The organism is Nocardiopsis sediminis (genome assembly GCF_042650565.1).
Taxonomy (GTDB): domain Bacteria; phylum Actinomycetota; class Actinomycetes; order Streptosporangiales; family Streptosporangiaceae; genus Nocardiopsis_B; species Nocardiopsis_B sediminis.
Genome location: NZ_JBHSBH010000011.1, coordinates 42,834 through 62,767 on the forward strand (window position 1 = coordinate 42,834; position 19,934 = coordinate 62,767).

The following is a 19,934-nucleotide window of genomic DNA, read 5'->3' on the forward strand; positions in this document are numbered from 1 at the left end:
AGCGGCAGGCTCAGTCGGGCTTCTTCGCCCCGAACATGATCTCGTCCCACGAGGGGACGGAGGCCCGTCTCCCGCGCCCCTTGCGCCGGGACGGCGGGGCGGCTGCGCCGGGGGCCTGCGCCGCGGCGGCCGGGACCGAGGGCTCCTGCGTATGCGGGGCGGGCCGCTCGGGCTCGTGCGCCGCGGGAGGCGGTGTGCCGGGGGCCGGGCGCCGGGCCGCGGGGGAGCCGGCGGGATCGGCGGCGGGGTGGCCCAGAACGGGGCGCTCGGGGCGGACGGGCTCGGGGGCGTCGGCCCGGCCGGTGGCCGGGAGCGGGGCACCGCGCCGGGGCGGCTCGGCCGGGGCCGTGCGCGGCGGGGCCTGCACGTCCTCGCGCGCCGCCGGGTGGGTGTGCTCGGGGACGATCGGGACCCGCCCGGCCACCGGGGTGCGCTCGGGCCGGGCCGGGGGCGCGGGCTCCTCGGGCGGCGCGGCGGGCAGCGGACCGTCGATGTCAGGGCGCGGGGGCTCGGGGCGTGTGGGGGCCGTGGCCGTCAGCGGCTCGGGACGCTGCGGCGCAGGCGCAGGCGCAGGTGCCGGATCCGGGCGGGCCGGCTCGGCCGTGGGCGCACCGTTGCGGCGCGGGACGAAGGGGGTGACGTTGGCCCCGCCGCCGAGGCTCCGCGGACCGTCGGCGTCAGGGGAGGAGAAGCGCACGGCTTCGTCGTCGGCCGGGGTCACACTGCGGCGGCGCGGCTCATAGACCCAGTGGGCGACCTTCTCCTCGCCCGCGGCGAGGAAGGCGAGCTTGAGCTGCCAGGTGTTGTCCTCCCGCTTCCAGGAGTCCCATACGGCGTCGCCGGTCTCCAGCTGGTGGGCGCCGATGCGTTGGGCCACGGTGTCGCCGAGGGTGGGCCCTGGTGCGGACTCGCCCTGGCGCCGGACGGTGGCGCGCTGGGCCTGCTGGGCGATGTACTCGCGCTCTTGCAGCACCGGGCCCTCGAACCAGCGCACCCGCTCGATCGGGATCCCGGCGTGCTCGGCGATGGCCTCCGCTGTCTCACCGGAGCGGATCCGGGCCTGGATTTCCTTGGGGCGCAACGGATTCTCCACTTCGATCTCGTACTGGCCGAGACGGGAGAACTGGCCGCGCACGGCGGCGCGGAGACGGTCGTCGACGGGCAGCATGAAACGGGTTCCACGGCCGGCACTCGCCAACACCAGGTAGGTGCCGTCCTCGCTGACGGCGACGAGGCGAAGCTCCTGCATCGCCCTCCCTTTCGCGTCCCGTCGAGGGTGGGTCCTCGGCCATCCCCCACGTTCCCAGTCTCATCGGCATCCGGTCGTTCGGCCAGTACCGCGCCCGGCATGTCCGAACTGTGTGGCCCTCCGGGCGCATGCGGTGCCGCCCACGGGCGTCGTGGCATTTCCCATCGTGCCATCTTGGCACGGCATCGATCCGTGACCCCAGGCGCGATCAGGGTGCCCGGCCGGTTCGCGCCGGGCGCCCTGCCGGTGATGGTATCTCCCGTGGAAGCCGCCGCCTGTGTTCCGGGCGCGCCGGACGCGATCAGGCCCCCAGGACGGTGTCCAGGTAGGGGTTGGCGAACACGCGGCCGGGGTCCGCGCGCTCGCGGACCTCCAGGGCGTCGTGCAGCCGGGGGTACACCCCCTCCAGGTAGGCGCGGTCGCGGGTGTGCATCTTGGCCCAGTGGGGCCGCCCGCCCACCGAGGTGAAGACGGCCTCCAGGTCGGCGAAGTAGCGGTCGTAGGGGGTCCCGCGGTAGACGTGCGCGGCGACGTAGGCGGTGTCGCGGCCGTAGGACGTGGACAGCCACACGTCGTCGGCGGGCGTGAACCGCACCTCCAGCGGGAAGCTGATGCGGTGGTCCCCGGCGCCGATCGCCGCGCGGACCTCGCGCAGGACGTCGGCCAGCGCGCCGGCGGGCACGGCGTACTCCATCTCCACGAACCGCACCCGGCGGGCGCTGGTGAACACGCGGTGGGAGACGTCGGTGTAGGACCGTGCCGATAGCGCCCGCGCCGACACCTGGTTGATCGCCGGGATGGCCGCGGGCGCGCGCCGGCACAGCCGGTTCACCGCCTCGAACACGGTGTTGGACAGGAATTCGTCGTCCAGCCACGCGCGCAGCCTCGGCGGCGGAGCGGCCGGCCCGGGGGTCCGGTTGTTGCGCTTGGTGTTGGTCTGCCCGGTGTGGGGGAACCAGTAGAACTCGAAGTGCTCGTTGTCCGCGCGCAGCTCCGGCAGCCGCTCCAGGACCTCCTCCAGCGGCAGGGGCTCCTCGCGCGCGTGCAGCAGGAACGACGGCACCACCGCCAGGGTGAGCGCGGTGACGACGCCGAAGGCGCCCAGCCCGACCCGCGCCGCCTCGAACAGCGCGGCTTCGCGATCGGGCGAGCACTCCACCACGGTGCCGTCGGCCGTGACGATCTCCATGCCGCGGACCTGCGCCGCCAGGCCTCCGATGTCGCGGCCGGTGCCGTGGGTGCCGGTCTGGATGGCCCCGGCCACCGTCTGCACGGCGATGTCGCCCATGTTGGCCAGGGCCAGGCCGTGGCCGTCGAGCGCCGTGTTCAAGTCGCACAGCGGCAGCCCGGCCTCGACCGTCACGGTGCCCGCAGCGGGGTCGACCGAGCGCACCCGGGTGAGAGAGGTGGGGGAGAGCAGGGTGCCGTCGGTCACGGCGACCCCGGTGAACGAGTGCCCGGAACCGACCATGCGCGCCCGCGACCCCTCGGCCGCGGCGGCGCGGACCGCGGAGACGACGTCGCCGGTTCCGTTGGGGACCGCCACGCGGCGCGGCCGCGCCGCGTGGGTCCCCGACCATGTGTGCCACACCACATTCGTCATGCCCTCGGACGCTACCGGCCGGTAGCCCTCTGGGTAACCGGCCGACGCTTTCTGTCGCGCAACGGTGACCTCTGCCACGCCGAGGCCGATACGGAGGGTCGCGGGCACCTGGTTTCATGGAGCACATGAGGCCCTACGACGCGTTTCTGCTGATCTCCTTCGGCGGCCCCGAGGCCACCGACGACGTCATCCCCTTCCTGGAGAACGTCACCCGCGGCCGCGGCATCCCGCGCGAACGGCTCGCGGAGGTCGGTGAGCACTACTTCCTGTTCGACGGCGTCAGCCCCATCAACGGGCAGTGCCGCGAGCTGATCGCGGCGATCCGCGCCGACTTCGAGGCCAACGGCGTCGACCTGCCGATCTACTGGGGCAACCGGTTCTGGGACCCCATGCTCGCCGACACCGTCGCGCAGATGGCCAAGGACGGGGTGCGCCGGGTGGTGGCCCTGGCCACCTCCGCCTACAGCAACTACTCCAGCCACCGCGCCTACCTCAACGACATCGAGGCGGCGCGTGCGGCGGTGGGCCCCGACGCCCCCGAGATCGAGCTGATCCGGCCCTTCTACGACCACCCGGGGTTCATCGAGCCCTTGGCCGACCACGCCCGCGACGCACTGGGGCGGCTCCCCGAGGGCGAACGGGCCGGCGCGCACCTGCTGTTCTCCGCGCACTCCATCCCCACGGCCATGGCCGACAAGAGCGGAGCCCCCGGGCACGGGTTCGGCCCCGGCGGCGCCTACGCCGCGCAGCTCGCCGAGGTCGCCCGGCTGGTCACCGAGCGCCTGGGCGGCGGCCACGCCTACGACCTCGTCTACCAGAGCCGCAGCGGGCCCCCGAGCCAGCCGTGGCTGGAGCCCGACATCAACGACCGGCTGGAGGAGCTGGCGGCCGAGGGCGCGTCCGCCGTCGTCGTCATCCCCCACGGCTTCGTCTCCGACCACATGGAGGTGAAGTACGACCTCGACCACGAGGCGCGGGCCACCGCCGGACGCCTCGGTCTCGCCTTCGAACGGGCGCTCGGCCCCGGCACCCACCCGCGGTTCGTGGCGATGGTCCGCGACCTCGTCGCCGAGCGCGCGAGCGGGGCCGACCCCGTCGGCCTGGGCGACCTGCCGCGCTGCCCCGACGGCGGCTCCGACTGCTGCCCGCCCCGCTGACCACCCGTTTCCGGCCGCCTCGGACGTTCCCGGAGCGGCCCTTCCCGCCCGGAGCCGCCCGGGACCGCCCCGATAGGGTCGGTGCGACTGTGTGGCACTGTCGCCGGATTTGGGAGGGCACGCCGTGGTCGATTCCTGGTACGAGCCGTCGGACTACGTCGGACTGCGCCGCGTCAACGGGCTGCGGCTGTCGCCGGACGGGACCCGCCTCGTGGCGCCCGTCAGCGAGCTGAAACCCGACGGCTCCGCGTTCACCACCGCCCTGTGGGAGATCGACCCCCAGGGCGAGGCCGAACCGCGCCGGATCACCCGCTCCGCCACAGGGGAGTCGGCCCCCGGCTTCCTCCCCGACGGATCGCTGCTGTTCACCTCGGCGCGCACCGACCCCGAATCCGCCGGCGCCGCCCAGGCCGCGCCGCCCGCGGCCCTGTGGCTGCTGCCGCGCGACGGCGGCGAGGCCCGCCGCGTGGCCACTTGCCCCGGCGGGATCACCGGGTTCGCCGTCGCCCGCGAATCCGGCACCGTCGTCTACGGCTCCGAGGTGTTCCCCGGGGCGGCCGACGGCGAGGCCGACGACAAGGCCCGGACGGCCCGCAAGGACGCCCACGTCACCGCCATCCTCCACGAGGCCTCCCCGGTGCGCTACTGGGACCGCGACCTCGGCCCCGCCCGGCCGCGCCTGTTCGCCGCCGCGCCCCCGGCCGGCCCCGCCGCCGGCCTCGGCGACCCCGCCGACCTCACCCCCGAACCCGGCATGGCGCTGTTCACCCAGTCCTGGGACGTCACCCCCGACGGCGGCACCGTCGTCACCGGCTGGCGCGTCCCCCAGGGCCGCGAGGTCGACCGCAACGAACTGGTCGCCATCGACGCCGCGACCGGCGAGCGCAGCACCCTGGCCGCCCAGCCCGGCCACGACTTCTCCGGCCCCAAGGTCTCCCCCGACGGCCGCTACGCGGTGGCCGACCGCGGCTTCGACGGCGACTACGACGGCGAGCCCCGCGACCACACCCTGTGGCTGGTCGACCTGGCCACCGGCGAGGGCCGCGACCTCCTGCCCGGCGACCACCTGTGGCCGCGCGAGTACGCCTGGGCCCCCGACTCCTCCGCGGTGCTCTTCACCGCCGACCTCGGCGGCCGCCGCCCCGCGTTCCGCGTCGACGTGGCGACCGGCGCCCTCACCCGCCTCAGCGCCGATCACGGCGCCTACAGCGCCCTCAACCCCGCCCCCGACGGCCGCACCCTCTACGCCCTGCGCGACTCCTGGGACGAGCCGCCCACGCCGGTCCGGCTCGACGCCACCGCCGAGGGAGCCCCCGAGCGCCTCAAGACGCCCACCGGCGTCCTGGAGACGCCCGGGACCCTCACCGAGATCGAGGCCACCGCCGACGACGGCACCCGCATCCGCTCCTGGCTGGTGCTGCCCGAAGGCGCCTCCGCGGACTCCCCGGCCCCCCTCCTGCTGTGGGTGCACGGCGGCCCCTACATGAGCTTCAACGGCTGGTCCTGGCGGTGGAACCCCTGGCTGCTCGCCGCCCGCGGCTTCGCCGTCCTGCTGCCCGACCCCGCCCTGTCGACCGGCTACGGCCCCGACATGCTCCGCCGCGCCTGGGGCATCTGGGGCCCGCGCACCTTCGCCGACCTGATGTCGGTCACCGACGCCGCCTGCGCCCGCGACGACATCGACCCCTCCCGCACCGCCGCCATGGGCGGCTCCTTCGGCGGGTACATGGCCAACTGGATCGCCGGGCACACCGACCGGTTCGACGCCATCGTCAGCCACGCCTCGCTGTGGGGGCTCGACGGCTTCGTCGGGGCCACCGACTACCCGGCGGTCTGGGCCGCGGAGTTCGGCGACCCCCACACGCAGCCCGAGCGCTACGACCGCTCCTCGCCCGACCGCAACATCGACGCCATCACCACCCCCATGCTCGTCATCCACGGCGACAAGGACTACCGGGTGCCCATCGGCGAGGGGCTGCGGCTGTGGTGGGACCTGGTCTCTCGCGAGGTCGACGCGAAGTTCCTGTACTTCCCCGACGAGAACCACTGGATCCTCACCCCGGGCAACGCCAAGGTCTGGTACGAGACCGTGTTCGCCTTCCTCGACCACCACGTGCTCGGCAAGGACTGGCGCCGCCCGGAGCACCTGTGACAGCCGCGGCGCGCGAACGAACAAGGGGGAGCGCATGACCACTGCCGATCCGGCCGACCTGCTGGCCCTGGCCGCCGACACCGCCCGCGAGGCCGGTGCGGTCGCCGCCGACGGCCAGGCGGGCATCGGCGTCCTCGACACCAAGTCCTCGCCGACCGACGTCGTCACCGCGATGGACCGCGCCGTCGAGGAGCTGATCCGCAAGCGGCTGCTGGCCGCCCGGCCCGGCGACGCGGTGCTGGGCGAGGAGGGCGGCGCGGCCGCGGGCGAGAGCGCCGTCCGGTGGATCGTCGACCCGATCGACGGCACGGTCAACTACCTCTACGGCCGCGAGGACTGGGCGGTGTCGATCGCAGCGGAGGCCGACGGCGAGGTCGTCGCCGGCGTCGTCGCGGTTCCCGCGCGCGGCGACGTCTACACGGCCGTCCTCGGGGGCGGCGCGTTCTGCAACGGCGAGCCGATCGCGGCCGCGCCGGCCGTGCCGCTCGACCTCGCCCTGGTCGCCACCGGGTTCGGCTACAGCTCCGAGCGCCGCGCCCACCAGGCCGAGGTGCTGCGCCAGGTGCTGCCGCGGGTGCGCGACATCCGCCGCGGCGGCGCCGCGGCGGTCGACCTGTGCGGGGTGGCGCGGGGGCGCTGCAACGCCTACTACGAGCGCGGGCTCAACCCGTGGGATTGGGCGGCGGCCTCGCTCATCGCCCAGGAGGCGGGCGCGCGCGTGGGCGGCCTCAACGGGGCGCCCGCCGGCCCCGACCTGTTCATCGCGGCGCCCGGGGACCTGTTCGGGGAGCTGCACGACCTGCTGGAGCCGCTCGGGGCCGACACCGACGGCTGACAGCGCGAGGAGGGAGAAGCGGCCCCCTCACTCCCTTTGGGCACCCCCGCCCGAAACGGCGGAGGCCGGCCGGATCCCTGCCGATCCGGCCGGCCCCGTCGGCGTCCGGCCGCCCGTGCGCGCCGCCGCGTACCATCGGTCCCTCGGTCCGATACGGGCCGTCAGGTCTCATACACCGCCGGTGTCGATACCGTTGCGGGCGGCGATCCGGTGCAGGTCCTCCAGCTCCGACGCGTGTGTGTCGGCGAGGAAATCGTCGCCCGCGGCCTGCGCCGCAAGGAGAGACATGCGGGTTTCCTTGATGCGGCCCTGGATCTCCGCGAAGAACTCGCCCATTTCACCTCACTCTGTGGTCGTGCGCGCACAATATGCAGTCACACCGGTGTGACATAGGGGGCGCCGAGCGCGCTTCGGCCCGCGTCCCTGCGCCATACCCACGGCGGCGGCGCGGCCAAACCCGGCCACCCGCCCGATACCGATCCGTGACCCGGCCGCTGTAGGGCGGTCCCGCGGCAGGTCGCGCGGGTTCCGGCGGCTCCGGGCGGCCCCCACGGGGGCGGCGGAGCGGGCCGCGCCGCAAAGTCGGCATCGGCACTTATTCGGTTCTTACCCGGGGCGTGGCACCTTTGAAATGTGCGGGGTGAACGTCGCTGCCGGCGGTTGGGGGATTCGCCGGCAGCGACGCCTCGCTTTTAGGGGGACATCGGCGGCCACGCCCTCCGGGGCCGGCCCGCCGACCATCCGCTCCCCGGCGCCCACCGGGTTGCCGCGCATCGCGCACCGGCCCTACGTTGGCCGGTGCAAGGTGGGGTGAACACCGCGTCCGCGCGGTATCTCCGCAGCTAGCCGCTGTGGTGGTTTACTTCATCCTTATTCGATGTGTGCGACAAAGGTAGGCGCAGCCGGGGGTAAGCGCCGCTGCCGGTGTGTTGGGGGATGCGCCGGCAGCGGCCCACCCGGGCTCGCAGGGAAGCGAAGGACACAGTGCGCGTACTCGTGGTCGAAGACGAGCAGGTGCTCGCCGATGCGGTCGCCGTGGGGCTGCGCCGCGAATCCATGGCGGTCGACGTCGTCTACGACGGCGACAGCGCACTGGAGCACGCCGGCGTCAACGAATACGACGTCATCGTCCTCGACCGCGACCTCCCCGGCGTCCACGGCGACGACGTCGCCCGCAGCCTCGTCGGCCAGAGCTACGCCGGCCGCATCCTGATGCTCACCGCCTCCGGCGAACTCGAGGACAAGGTCGAAGGCCTCACCCTCGGCGCCGACGACTACATGGCCAAGCCCTTCGCCTTCGCCGAGCTGATCGCGCGCGTGCGCGCCCTGGGCCGCCGGGCGGCCCCGCCGCTGCCGCCGGTCCTGCGCCGCAACGGCATCGAGCTCGACCCCGCCAACCACACCGTGGAGCGCGACGGCCGCCGCATCACCCTGACCCCGAAGGAGTTCGCCGTCCTGGAGGTCCTGATGCGCGCGGGCGGCACGGTCGTCAGCGCCGAAGGGCTGCTCGAGAAGGCCTGGGACGAGAACGCCGACCCGTTCACCAACGTCGTGCGGGTCACCGTCATGACGCTGCGCAAGAAGCTCGGCGAGCCCCCGGTCATCCAGACGGTCCCGGGAGCGGGGTACCGCATTTGACCGCGGCCGGCGGCGAACCGGCGTCCGCGGTCCCGCCCGGGGAGGTCGCCCCGACTCCGCCCGGCGACACCGGGACCTGGCGCCGCCTGACCACGCCGCCCGCGCCCTCCGCCAAGCAGCAGGGGCCGGTCACCGGCGGCATGGACCGCCTCACCGACAACATCAGCCTGCGCTCCCGGCTCACCCTGATCTACGGCATGCTCTTCTTCGCCGCCGGGTCGCTGCTGGTGCTGCTCAACTACGTCATCGTCGCCGCGCTCCTGGACAACCTCACCTTCACGGTCGCGCCCGACTCGCCCTACTTCGACGACCCCGCGGCGCTCGAAGAGGTCAAGAACACCTACATCGAGACCGTGCTCGCCGAGGTCACCCGGTTCTCGGTCCTCGCGCTGGTCATCGTCGGCCTCCTCGCGGTGGGCCTGGGCTACGTCGTGGCCGGCCGCGCCCTGTCGCCCCTGCACAAGATCACCCGGATCGCGCGCCGGCTCTCCGAGCGCTCCCTGCACGAGCGCATCGCACTGGGCGGGCCCGACGACGAGATCCGCGAGCTCGCCGACACCTTCGACGGCATGCTGGAGCGCCTGGACCACGCGTTCGACGGCCAGCGCCGGTTCGTGGCCAACGCCTCGCACGAACTGCGCACCCCGCTGGCGATCAACCGGACCCTGCTGGAGGTCGCCATCAGCGACCCCGAGGCCTCGCCCGACCTCAAGACCATCGGCCGCACCCTGCTGGAGACCAACGCCCGCCACGAACACCTCATCGACGGCCTGCTGTTCCTCGCCAAGAGCGAACGCGAGCTCGACGTGCGGACCCTGGTCGACCTGGGCGAGGCCGCCGAGACCGTCCTCAGCCAGCTCTCCGCCGAGATCGAGAAGTCCGGCCTGTCCCTGCGCTCCGACCTGCGGGCCGCGCCGGTCAGCGGCGACCCCGTGCTGCTGGAGCGCCTGATCGCCAACCTGGTCGAGAACGCGCTGCGCTACAACGTCGCCGACGGCGAGATCACCGTGCGCTCCGGCATCTACGAGGGCGCGCCCGCGGTGCAGGTGGAGAACTCCGGCCCGGTCATCCCCGGCTACGAGATCGAGGGCCTGTTCGAGCCGTTCCGCCGCGGCTCCGGCGACCGGGTACGCTCCAGCCGCAGCGCCGGGCTGGGCCTGTCCATCGTGCGCTCCGTGGTCCGCGCGCACGGCGGCACGGTGAGCGCCTGGCCGCGCGCCGGCGGGGGACTGGTGGTCACCGTGGCCCTGCCCGCCGAAGGCCGCGACAAGCTGCCCGGAAGCCGCTGAGGGCGGCGGCCGCGCCGCGGCGCGCAACGGGCTGCGGGCGCCGCCGCGTCCGTGATATCTATACGTGTCCGATGACACGGCCACCCGAGGGCGGAGCAGCCTTCCACGGTGGGTATGCTCTCCGGGCGTGAATGCGGCGGGAATGTTTCCCGACGCGGACGTGTCCGTTCTGACCTCGCCCCTCGCGGAGTTCCCGCGGTCGGTCGGTGCGAGGAAGGACGAAGAAATAGGTCGGAATCCTTCAGGCGTTGGGTAGCACATGAGAACAGGCGGGTCCAGGGCGTGCACGCGTGCGGCCGGGATCGGCCGTTCGATGCTGCCGAGAGGTGTGACGGCACCCGGGAGGGGTCACAGTCCACTTACGCCGGTGAAGATTTCCGCCGCCTACGGGCACAAGTGGCGTCTCTCAAGCGTTACAACCGCGCAACGAGGCATAGATCGAGGGGGATGGAGTTAGCAGAATGGCCACCGATTACGACAGCCCGCGTAAGACCGACGAGGACATCAACGAGGACAGCCTCCAGGAGTTGCAGGCCCGTCGCGTCGACAAGGGCACCAGCACCATTGACGTCGACCCCGACGAGGTCGCCGAAGGGATGGAGCTGCCGGGTGCGGACCTCTCCGGAGAGGAGCTGGCCGTCCGGGTGCTCCCGCGGCAGGCCGACGAGTTCACCTGCTCGCGCTGCTTCCTGGTGCACCACCGCAGCCAGCTCGCGGAGGAGCGGAAGGGAAAGCTCGTGTGCAAGGAGTGCGCCGCCTGACAGGCGTGGCCTCCCTCTCACCGTGTGTCTCGACGGCCGCAGCGCCGCGGTATCTGATGCGTCCCCGATGAGGGGGCGCATCGTCCTTTAGCCGGAGGCGGCCGCGGCCTTACCCGCGCATTCGATTTTCCGCTTCCCTTAGCTTTGTCGTAGAGGATCGGCAAAGACTGGGAAATCGCTGGGAATTGGATGTGGGGTCATGGTGCGCAGAAGAGCCGGCCGTCGCGGCGACGACCACGGGCGGCACACCGACGGCCCGGGCGGTCCGCGCCCGGACGGATCCGCGGAGATCGCGCCGGTGCCCGTGGCCGCCGCGCGCGACCGCGACGGGGACGGCGCCGATGCCCCGGGCACCGAGCTGGTGCCCGCGGGCGGGGACGCCGTACACGAGGACGTCGGGGAGCTGGTCGGCCGCATCATCGGCGACGAGGGCGCCGACCCGCGCAGCCGCGCCGGGCTCCTGGGGCGGCTCGCCCGCGCCCTGGCCGACGGCGCCCGCTCGGCGGGCGTGAAGGGCGCCGCCACCGGGCGGTGGATCACCGACACCTTCGCCAACGACATCGCCCCCCGCATCCCGGTGCGCGACCACGCCACCCTGGTCCGCCACCACAAGGGGATCGACGGCGAGGACCTGGCCGATGCCCTGGTCCGCAACGCCACCAACGCCACGACCGCGGTGGGCGCCGCGGGCGGGGCGCTGGCCGCGGTGCAGTTCACCGCGCCCCCACTGCTGCTGACGGCCCCCGCCCAGATCGTCGCCGAGACCGTCGTGGTCGCCGCCGTCGAGGTCAAGCTGATCGCCGAACTGCACGAGGTCTACGGCTCCACGGCGCCCGGCAGCGCACTCCAGCGCACCAGCGGCTACCTGGGGGCGTGGGCCAAGAAGCGCGGAATCGACCCCGCCCAGGCCGCCGGATCCCTCACCGCCGCGCTGGGCACCGCCGCGAAGGCCGCCCTGCGCAAGCGCCTCATGGCCGTCATGGGCCGCCACCTCACCACCCTGGGCCCCTACCTCACCGGGGCCGTCGCCGGCGGCACCCTCAACCGGGCGGCCACCACGGCCCTCGCCCGCTCCGTCCGCACCGACCTGCGCGCCCGGGCGCTCCCGGCCGGCGAGCCCGCCCCCGCCCCGCTGCGCGTCATCCGCGCGCCGGCAGGGGAGTCCCCGTCGATCGGCCCGGTCCCGGCCGAAGGCTGAGGCCGCACGCACGTGCGCGGGGGACCACCCCCCGGATGCGTGTGGGGGCGGTGCCCAACGGCACCGCCCCCACACGCATTCCGGTCGGCGCCCCTCAGGCGCCCTCGACCTCTTTCCGCGAGGCCGGGCCCAGGCGGCGGTAGGCGGCGCGCACCGCGAGGACGCGGGCCACCTCCATGCCGACCCCGGTCACCACGGCCCAGCCCAGCGCCTCGCCGAGGCCGACCTCGAGGGATTCCGGCTCGGTCGGGGGCTCCTTCCCGGTGGCCTGCGTCCAGGCGAAGGTCAGCACCTTGCGCGCCACGAACCCGGCCGCCAGAGCGGCGGCGCCGCCGACGATCTGCGCGGCCAGCCGGCCGTCTTTCTCTGCCATCTGAATCCGATCGCTTCCATATCAGTGGTCATCCGGCTCGCCGAAATACTCCCATGCAACGGGGCCCGGTGCCCGCGCCCCCGCGTGCCCGGCCCTCATGCATCAGGCCCGGTGGCGGCACGCTCCGTTCGTCTGCGGCCCCTGTGGAATCGGTGAGCGATCAGGGGCGCGCAGCCAATACCATTGGCGCATGACCAACCGCTCTCGTTCCCTCCGCGTGCCCGACAAGCCCTCGCTCGACGGTATCGAGGCGAAATGGGTCGACGTATGGGACGGGTCCGGCGTCTACCATTTCGACCGCTCCAAGAGCCGCGAGCAGATCTTCTCGATCGACACCCCGCCCCCCACGGTCTCGGGGTCCCTGCACATCGGGCACGTCTTCTCCTACACCCACACCGACACCGTCGCGCGCTTCCAGCGCATGCGCGGCAAGTCGGTCTTCTACCCCATGGGCTGGGACGACAACGGCCTGCCCACCGAGCGCCGGGTGCAGAACTACTACGGTGTGCGCTGCGATCCGTCGATCCCCTACGACCCCGACTTCTCGCCGCCCGCCAAGCCCGACCCCAAGCGCCAGGCCCCCATCTCCCGGCGCAACTTCATCGAGCTGTGCGACCGCCTCACGGTCGAGGACGAGAAGGTCTTCGAGGGCATCTGGCGCCGGCTCGGCCTCAGCGTCGACTGGCGCTACACCTACGCCACGATCGACGACGCCTCGCGGGCCGCCGCCCAGCGCGCGTTCCTGCGCAACCTGGCGCGCGGCGAGGCCTACATGGCCGAGGCGCCCACGCTGTGGGACGTCACCTTCCGCACCGCCGTTGCGCAGGCGGAGCTGGAGGACCGCGAGCGCCCCAGCGCCTACCACAAGATCTCCTTCCACCGCCCCGACGGCGGCACCGTCGAGATCGAGACCACCCGCCCCGAGCTGATCCCCGCCTGCGTGGCGCTGGTGGCCCACCCCGACGACGAGCGCTACGCGGGGCTGTTCGGCTCGACCGTGCGCACCCCGGTCTTCGGCGTCGAGGTCCCGGTCAGGGCGCACCGCCTCGCCGACCCCGACAAGGGCTCCGGGATCGCCATGATCTGCACCTTCGGCGACACCACCGACGTCACCTGGTGGCGCGAGCTCCAGCTGGAGACCCGGCCCATCATCGGCTGGGACGGCCGGATCGTCGCCGAGCCCCCGCAGGGCATCGACTCCGACACCGCCCGCGCGGCGTACGCCGGGCTCGCCGGGGCCACCGTGCACACCGCCCGCGAGCGCGTCGTCGACCTCCTGCGCGCCTCCGGCGACCTCATCGGCGACCCCAAGCCCATCACCCACCCGGTGAAGTTCTACGAAAAGGGCGACAAGCCACTGGAGATCGTCACCACCCGGCAGTGGTACATCCGCAACGGCGGGCGCGACACCGAGGTGCGCGACTCCCTGCTGGCCCGGGGCGCCGAGCTGAACTGGCACCCCGCCCACATGCGCTCCCGCTACGAGCACTGGGTCGGCGGGCTCAACGGCGACTGGCTCATCAGCCGCCAGCGGTTCTTCGGCGTGCCCTTCCCGGTCTGGTATCCGCTCGACTCCGAGGGCAACCCCGACTACGACACCCCGCTGCTGCCCGACGAGGCCGTGCTCCCGGTCGACCCCAGCTCCGAGGCGCCCGCCGGCTACACCGAGGACCAGCGGGGCGTGCCCGGCGGCTTCACCGGCGACCCCGACGTCATGGACACCTGGGCCACCTCCTCGCTGTCGCCGCAGATCGCCGGCGGGTGGGAGCGCGACCCCGACCTGTTCGAGCGCGTCTTCCCCATGGACCTGCGCCCCCAGGGCCAGGACATCATCCGCACGTGGCTGTTCTCCACGGTCGTGCGCGCCCACTTCGAGCACGGCACCCTGCCCTGGAGCACCACCGCCATCTCCGGGTGGATCCTCGACCCCGACCGCAAGAAGATGTCCAAGTCCAAGGGCAACGTCGTCACCCCGATCGACCTGCTGGAGAAGTACAGCTCCGACGCGATCCGCTACTGGGCGGCCAGCGGGCGGCTGGGCACCGACACCGCGCTCGACGAAGGCCAGATGAAGGTCGGCCGCCGGCTCTCCATCAAGATCCTCAACGCCAGCAAGTTCGCGCTGTCGGTGGCCGGTGAGCAGACCTCGGCCGACCCCGCCGCGGTCACCGAGCCGCTGGACCGCGCCATGCTCGCCGCGCTGGCCGACGTCGTCGAGGACGCCTCCGCCGCGTTCGAGGCCTACGACCACACCCGCGCCCTGGAGCACACCGAGCGGTTCTTCTGGGAGTTCTGCGACGACTACCTGGAACTCGTCAAGGCCCGCGCCTACGACACCGAGTCCGCCGCGGGCGCCTCGGCGCGCGCCGCGCTGCTGATCGCCCTGTCGGCGCTGCACCGGCTCTTCGCCCCGTTCCTGCCCTTCGTCGCCGACGAAGTGTGGTCCTGGTGGCAGGACACCTCGGTGCACGCCGAGGCATGGCCCGACACCGCGGAGTTCCGGGCCGCCGCCCAGGGCGGCGACCCCGCGGTCCTCAACGCCACGTCGGCGGTGCTGCGCGCCGTCCGCAAGGCCAAGTCCGAGGCGAAGCTGTCCATGCGCGCCGAGGTCGAGCGCGTGGTCGTGCACGGCAAGCAAGCGGCCGACGCCCGCGTCGCCGGCGACGACATCGCCGCCGCGGGACGCGCCGCCGAGCTGGAGTTCGTGGCCGGCGACGACACCGACCTCCGGGTCGACGTCACCCTGCCCGCACCCGCCGAGTGACACCGGCGACGCGCGCGGGCCGCCCCGTCCTGCCGGGGCGGCCCGCGTGTGCGTCCGCCGCGACCGCCGTCCGCGCTAAGCTCGGTCGGTGTGAGTAGCGATGCCCCCGGCGGCCGCGTCGAGATCCTGATCCGCCGCCTGGACCCCGATCTGCCCCTTCCCGGATACGCGCGTCCCGGCGACGCCGGAGCCGACCTCGTCACCGCCGAGGACACGGTGCTCGACCCCGGGCAGCGGGTGACCGTCCGCACCGGGATCGCGATCTCGCTCCCCGACGGCTACGCGGCGTTCGTCCACCCGCGCTCGGGCCTCGCCGCGCGGCACGGCCTGACCCTCGTGAACGCCCCCGGGACCGTCGATTCCGGGTACCGTGGCGAGATCCGGGTGACCTTGCTCAACACCGACACCGCGGCCCCGGTCAAGCTCACCCGCGGCGACCGCGTCGCGCAGCTGGTCGTCCAGCGGGTCGAGCACGCGATCTTCCGCGAGGTCGAGGACCTGCCCGATTCCGTGCGGGGCACGGACGGCTTCGGTTCCACGGGCGGCCACGCGGCACACAGATGAGGACCACGGGCCCCGGCGCCACCGGGGCCCGGCTATGGGGAGAGGTGTAGGCGTGTTCGGACGCCGACGCAAGAAGAGCGACAAGGCCGGTGCCGCCGACACCGCCGAGGTCGTCGAACAGCGGAGCGCGCCGCCCGAGCCCGAGAAGGAGGCCGACCGCCACCGGGCCGCGGGCCCCTGGGACGTCTCCGAGGACGCGCCCGACGTGCGGCGGATGGACCTCGGGGCGATCCGGGTCCCGGTCCAGCCGGGCACCGAGATCCAGGTGAACGTCGCCAACCAGCGCGGCCAGGGCGGGAACCGGCGCGGCCAGCAGATCATCGGCGTCACCCTGATCCAGGGCAACTCCGCGCTCCAGATCCAGCCGTTCGCCGCCCCCAAGTCCAGCGGGCTGTGGGACGACCTGCGCGGCGAACTGCGCGAGCAGGTCACGGGGCAGGGCGGCAAGGTCGAGGACTTCGACGGCGCGTTCGGCGCCGAGCTGCGCGCGGTCGTCCCCGTGGAGGGCCGCAAGAACGAGCAGGGCCACCAGCTGGGCCAGCGCGTGCGGTTCATCGGCGTCGACGGCCCGCGCTGGGTGCTGCGCGGGGTGGTCCGTGGCGACGCCGCGGTCAAGCCCGAGGCCATGGCGGCGCTCGACGCGCTGTTCCAGAACGTGATCGTGGTCCGCGGCGACAGCCCGGTGCCCCCACGCGACCTGCTGGAGATCACCGTCCCGCCGGAGGTCCAGAAGTCCATGGCCGCCGCGGGCCGCACCGCCCCGCCTCAGGGCGGCCCGGCGGTCAGACCGCCCGGCCCCGGTCCGGCCTCACCCCCGCCGGCCGACCCCGCCTCAGCGACGGCGGACCCGGGCATCCCCGCGCAGGAGAACCGCGTGGACCCCGAAACAGAGGACGTCGACCGGCCCGCCGACGAAGGCGGCCGCGACTGACCTGACCGACGCCCCGGCACCACCCGGTCGGCCCGGGGCCCGCTCCGGCCTCGGAGCCGGAGCGGGCGGGTCCGGCGCGGGCACGTCCCGGAAAATCCGTTGCGGCGTGCGCGGGGGAACGATCAGCATGGCCTCCATGCTGATCAGACGTGAGACCCCCGACGACATCCCCGCCATCCGGGCGGTCACCGCCGCCGCCTTTGCGGGGGTGGAGCACGCCGCGCCGCCAGTGGAGCCGGGCGGAGAGCCCGGTGAGGCGACGCTCGTGGGGTGGCTGCGCGGCGATCCCGGGTGGATCCCCGAGCTTTCCCTGGTGGCGGTCGATACCGTCGGCGAGGTGATCGGCCACGTCGTGTGCACCCGGGGCGCCGTGGGCGACACCCCGGCACTGGGGCTGGGGCCCGTGAGCGTCGCCCCCGGCCGCCAAGGGGCCGGGGTGGGGTCCGCGCTGATGCATGCGGTCCTGGGGGCGGCCGACGCGCTGGGCGAGCCGCTGGTGGCGCTGCTCGGCGACCCCAAGTTCTACGCGCGCTTCGGCTTCCGCCCGGCAGACGACCACGGCGTGGCCGCGCCGGACGGCTCCTGGGGGGAGTACTTCCAGGTGCGTACCCTCACCGGGCACGTGGGGAACATGACGGGAACCTTCTGCTACGCAGCCCCCTTCGACCGCCTCTGACGCCCCCGTACGGGGCCCGTGGTAGCGGCCGGAGGCAACCGGGGGGAACGGCGCAGCGCTCACCCGGCGGGGCCGGGGTCGACCGGGTCGGCCACGGTGCCCAGGAAGAGGATGGCCGCGCGGCGGCGCAGGACGAAGCCGAAGGGGCGGTCGGCCGTGAAGCCCACCGGCGGTTTGGGCACGACCGCCGCGGTCGGCATGAGCACGGCGGTCGCGGCGGCGCCTTCGGCGCCCTTCTCGTCGACCCGCAGCCGCGCCTCGTGCACGACCTGGTCGATGCGCAGCGGGTGCTCCGAGATGCCGCTGAGGTCGGCGGAATCGGTGAAGACCGTAGGCGCCCCGAGCGCCGTGACGGCCGTGGCGAGTTCGGCGCGGTGGGTGAGGTCGAAGCGGGGGAGTGCGAGGGCGACCTCGGCGGGGGCGGCCGCGCGGTAGAGGGCGGCCAGGGTGCCGCCCTCCGGGACCGGAGCGGTGCCGGAGTCGTCGGGGAGCAGGATGTCGAGGGCGAGCTCGTCGCCGCCCGCCAGGGTGACCATGCGCCAGCCGGCGGTCTGCGCCAGGGGCATCCGTGCGCGGCGGCGCATCATCGGCACCGGGCGGGTGCCCGCAGGGGCGTGGAAGTCGATGTCGCGGGTGGCGGCGGGGTCGAAGGGGACGGTCCACTGCATGCGCACCCACAGGGCGTTGGCCAGGAGCGCCTGGGTGCCGGGGTCGACCCCGCCGGGCGGCAGCAGGTCGGGGATGAGGTCGCGCGTGGCCTTGGCGATGAAGCCGTTGACCGCGCGGCGCACGGATTCGGGCGCGCCGGCGAAGTCGGCCGTGTGGACGGCGGAGCCGGGGCGGGCGCGCAGGGCGGCCTCGAACCCGGGCAGCAGGGGCAGGGTGTCGCGGACCCACAGCCCCGTGCCGGTGGCGAGTTCGGGGCCGCCGACGACGGCATCGTCGAGCGCCGCCAGCTCGGCGTCGATGTCGCCGCCCAGGAGGCGGCCGAGTTCGTCACGCGTCGCCCCGCGCGCGCCGGTGGCCACCAGTCCCAGGGCACCGGCGACGGAGTAGGGCGACCACACCAGCCCGCCACCGGGCTCCTCAGCGGCCAACCGGGACTGCAACCGCAGGGCGAATCCGAGATGATCGGGGCGCAGGGACACTCGCATCGGGCTCTCCCAGCCGTGGCGGTGGCGGTCTGCGGCCAGCCTACGCGACGCCCCCGGAGCGAGCCGAGCCCCGCGGCGAGGAGGGTCTGCGAGCGCCCACAGCGAACCTGCCACGGACCGGCAGCCGCTCCCCTCGAGCGATTCACGCGGTGGTCGCCCCGACCACGGGCGACCGCGGAGTTCACGCAGGCGGCAGGCCCCGGGTGCGGTGGAAAGTGGACGGTGGGCGGACGGGCGACCGCGGCCGCCCTGCTCCCGGCCGACCCTGACCAACCTCATGGCGGCGACGGAAGTCGGGGCCGCGCAGGTGTGCGCGCACGCCGAGCAGGAGAGGCCGCCCCATCCCGTGCCGGATGGGGCGGTGCGCTGTGGCGTGCCGTCGGCCGGGGTGCACCGGTCTCGGCGGCTCGGCGCTGTCGGTGGGCGCTGGGCAACGCAGTGGGAGCGTGGGCCTCGCGGCCCCTTGCGGAGCTGATGGCGGGCGGTGTGCCGCTCGTCGCGCTCGTGGTCGACCGCCGGGCGCCCACGGATTCCAGCGGCGGTCCGGGGCGTTTACGCGGCGTGGAAGGATCCCCGTGTCGTGGGCCCGTGACCTAGGGTGGGAAGGACACCCGACGTCGAATTCTGGAGCAGCATGACCGAGCAGCAGCGGGCCGTCGACGCGGCCGCGAACGGGGCCGGTGGCCGTTCACCCGACCCCTCGGCACCGGCCCGCGAGGGCTCCGGGGCCACTGCGGGGCCGCAGGCCGCCGCGTCGGGCGGCCGGCGTGCCGGGACCGGTGCGGCGGAGCACGACGGCCGTGACCGGCCCGGCGCTCCCGACGCCTCCGGAGCGCCGGCCTCTTCGGACATCGCCGACGCCTCCGGTGGCGCTCCAGCCTCCGCCGACGCTCCGGTGTCCGGCGACGCCCCGGTTTCCGAGGACACCGTCGAGGCGGTGGTCCGCGGGCAGCTCGCCAAGGCGCTGGGTGGCAAGCGCGGCATGGTCGAGGCGGCGATCCCCACCCTGACCTTCACCGTCACCTACATGATCGGCCAGGACCTCCGGCTGGCCCTGGCACTGGGCGTCGGGTTTTCGGTCGTGCTGGCGGTCGTCCGGCTCGTGCAGCGCTCCTCGGTGCAGTTCGTCGTCAACAGCCTCTTCGGCATCGGGATCGCCGCGGCCTTCGCGCTGCGCAGCGGCAACGCCGAGGACTTCGCGCTGCCCGGCATCATCTACAACGCCGTCTACGCGGCGGTGCTGACCCTGTCCATCCTCGTCCGCTGGCCCGCCATCGGCCTGCTGATCGGCGCCGTCACCGGCGACCCCACCGGGTGGCGGGAGAACCCCGCCGTGGTCCGGCTCAGTTCCCGGCTGACCTGGCTGCTCATCCTGCCGTGCGTCGTCCGCGTGGCCGTGCAGCTGCCCCTCTGGGCCGCCGAGTCGTTCGGGGTCGCCAACACCTTCGCGTGGCTGGGCATCTCCAAGATCGCCATGGGCTGGCCGCTCCAGGTCGCCTCGCTGGCCGCCATGGTCTGGTTGCTCACCCGCGGCCGCACGCCCATGGCGAACGAGGGCACCCCGCCGCGCACCGCATGACCCGGCGGGCC

General features: G+C 74.0%; 17 protein-coding genes. 12 read left to right on the top strand and 5 right to left on the bottom strand.

Going from position 1 to position 19,934, the window contains the following annotated elements:
• Positions 1-10: 10 nt before the first annotated feature.
• Positions 11-1,249, bottom strand: a complete 1,239-nt coding sequence (gene sepH, locus ACFOVU_RS17610) for a septation protein SepH (RefSeq protein ID WP_378534991.1) — start codon at positions 1,247-1,249, stop codon at positions 11-13.
• A gap of 301 nt (positions 1,250-1,550) precedes the next feature.
• On the bottom strand, positions 1,551-2,852 hold the full coding sequence (locus ACFOVU_RS17615) for a D-arabinono-1,4-lactone oxidase (RefSeq protein WP_378534993.1): 1,302 nt from the start codon (positions 2,850-2,852) through the stop codon (positions 1,551-1,553).
• Positions 2,853-2,977: 125 nt separating this feature from the next.
• Between ACFOVU_RS17615 and ACFOVU_RS17620 the strand changes: the two genes are divergently transcribed.
• From ACFOVU_RS17620 to ACFOVU_RS17630, 3 genes are all read left to right on the top strand, one after another.
• Entirely contained in the window at positions 2,978-4,009 is a 1,032-nt protein-coding gene (locus ACFOVU_RS17620) for a ferrochelatase (protein ID WP_378534995.1), read from the top strand.
• A 124-nt stretch (positions 4,010-4,133) separates the two neighbouring features.
• Entirely contained in the window at positions 4,134-6,161 is a 2,028-nt protein-coding gene (locus ACFOVU_RS17625; RefSeq protein ID WP_378534997.1) for a S9 family peptidase, read from the top strand.
• A gap of 34 nt (positions 6,162-6,195) precedes the next feature.
• Positions 6,196-6,996 (top strand): inositol monophosphatase family protein, encoded by an 801-nt coding sequence (locus ACFOVU_RS17630; protein ID WP_378534999.1) that lies wholly within the window; start codon positions 6,196-6,198, stop codon positions 6,994-6,996.
• Positions 6,997-7,164: 168 nt separating this feature from the next.
• Here ACFOVU_RS17630 and ACFOVU_RS17635 read toward each other — a convergent pair whose 3' ends face one another.
• Positions 7,165-7,332, bottom strand: a complete 168-nt coding sequence (locus tag ACFOVU_RS17635) for a hypothetical protein (protein ID WP_378535001.1) — start codon at positions 7,330-7,332, stop codon at positions 7,165-7,167.
• A gap of 648 nt (positions 7,333-7,980) precedes the next feature.
• On the opposite strand from ACFOVU_RS17635, the gene ACFOVU_RS17640 reads away from it, so the two are divergent.
• The 4 genes from ACFOVU_RS17640 (at position 7,981) to ACFOVU_RS17655 (ending at position 11,882) form a co-directional block, all read left to right on the top strand.
• A complete protein-coding gene (locus ACFOVU_RS17640; protein WP_378535003.1) occupies positions 7,981-8,634 on the top strand; it encodes a response regulator transcription factor in 654 nt (217 codons plus the stop codon).
• On the top strand, positions 8,631-9,923 hold the full coding sequence (locus ACFOVU_RS17645; protein ID WP_378535005.1) for a sensor histidine kinase: 1,293 nt from the start codon (positions 8,631-8,633) through the stop codon (positions 9,921-9,923). The genes ACFOVU_RS17640 and ACFOVU_RS17645 overlap by 4 nt, the downstream gene beginning before the upstream one ends.
• Positions 9,924-10,384: 461 nt before the next feature.
• The gene (locus ACFOVU_RS17650; RefSeq protein WP_378535007.1) at positions 10,385-10,684 is read left to right on the top strand and encodes a DUF4193 domain-containing protein; all 300 of its coding nucleotides are present in this window, start codon (positions 10,385-10,387) and stop codon (positions 10,682-10,684) included.
• Between the two features lie 298 nt (positions 10,685-10,982).
• A complete protein-coding gene (locus ACFOVU_RS17655; protein ID WP_378535144.1) occupies positions 10,983-11,882 on the top strand; it encodes a hypothetical protein in 900 nt (299 codons plus the stop codon).
• Between the two features lie 94 nt (positions 11,883-11,976).
• Here ACFOVU_RS17655 and ACFOVU_RS17660 read toward each other — a convergent pair whose 3' ends face one another.
• Entirely contained in the window at positions 11,977-12,255 is a 279-nt protein-coding gene (locus ACFOVU_RS17660) for a DUF4235 domain-containing protein (RefSeq protein ID WP_378535009.1), read from the bottom strand.
• 190 nt (positions 12,256-12,445) lie between these two features.
• Here ACFOVU_RS17660 and valS point away from each other — a divergent pair, with 190 nt between their 5' ends.
• The 4 genes from valS to ACFOVU_RS17680 all read left to right on the top strand — a co-directional run bounded on the left by valS (position 12,446) and on the right by ACFOVU_RS17680 (position 17,190).
• The gene (valS, locus tag ACFOVU_RS17665; protein ID WP_378535011.1) at positions 12,446-15,019 is read left to right on the top strand and encodes a valine--tRNA ligase; all 2,574 of its coding nucleotides are present in this window, start codon (positions 12,446-12,448) and stop codon (positions 15,017-15,019) included.
• Between the two features lie 90 nt (positions 15,020-15,109).
• Positions 15,110-15,583 (top strand): dUTP diphosphatase, encoded by a 474-nt coding sequence (dut, locus tag ACFOVU_RS17670; protein WP_378535013.1) that lies wholly within the window; start codon positions 15,110-15,112, stop codon positions 15,581-15,583.
• Between the two features lie 52 nt (positions 15,584-15,635).
• The gene (locus ACFOVU_RS17675) at positions 15,636-16,514 is read left to right on the top strand and encodes a DUF3710 domain-containing protein (protein WP_378535015.1); all 879 of its coding nucleotides are present in this window, start codon (positions 15,636-15,638) and stop codon (positions 16,512-16,514) included.
• 136 nt (positions 16,515-16,650) lie between these two features.
• A complete protein-coding gene (locus ACFOVU_RS17680) occupies positions 16,651-17,190 on the top strand; it encodes a GNAT family N-acetyltransferase (protein WP_378535017.1) in 540 nt (179 codons plus the stop codon).
• A gap of 59 nt (positions 17,191-17,249) precedes the next feature.
• Here ACFOVU_RS17680 and ACFOVU_RS17685 read toward each other — a convergent pair whose 3' ends face one another.
• On the bottom strand, positions 17,250-18,344 hold the full coding sequence (locus tag ACFOVU_RS17685) for a serpin family protein (RefSeq protein ID WP_378535019.1): 1,095 nt from the start codon (positions 18,342-18,344) through the stop codon (positions 17,250-17,252).
• 850 nt (positions 18,345-19,194) lie between these two features.
• Here ACFOVU_RS17685 and ACFOVU_RS17690 point away from each other — a divergent pair.
• Positions 19,195-19,923 (top strand): DUF3159 domain-containing protein, encoded by a 729-nt coding sequence (locus ACFOVU_RS17690; RefSeq protein ID WP_378535146.1) that lies wholly within the window; start codon positions 19,195-19,197, stop codon positions 19,921-19,923.
• Positions 19,924-19,934 lie beyond the last annotated feature (11 nt).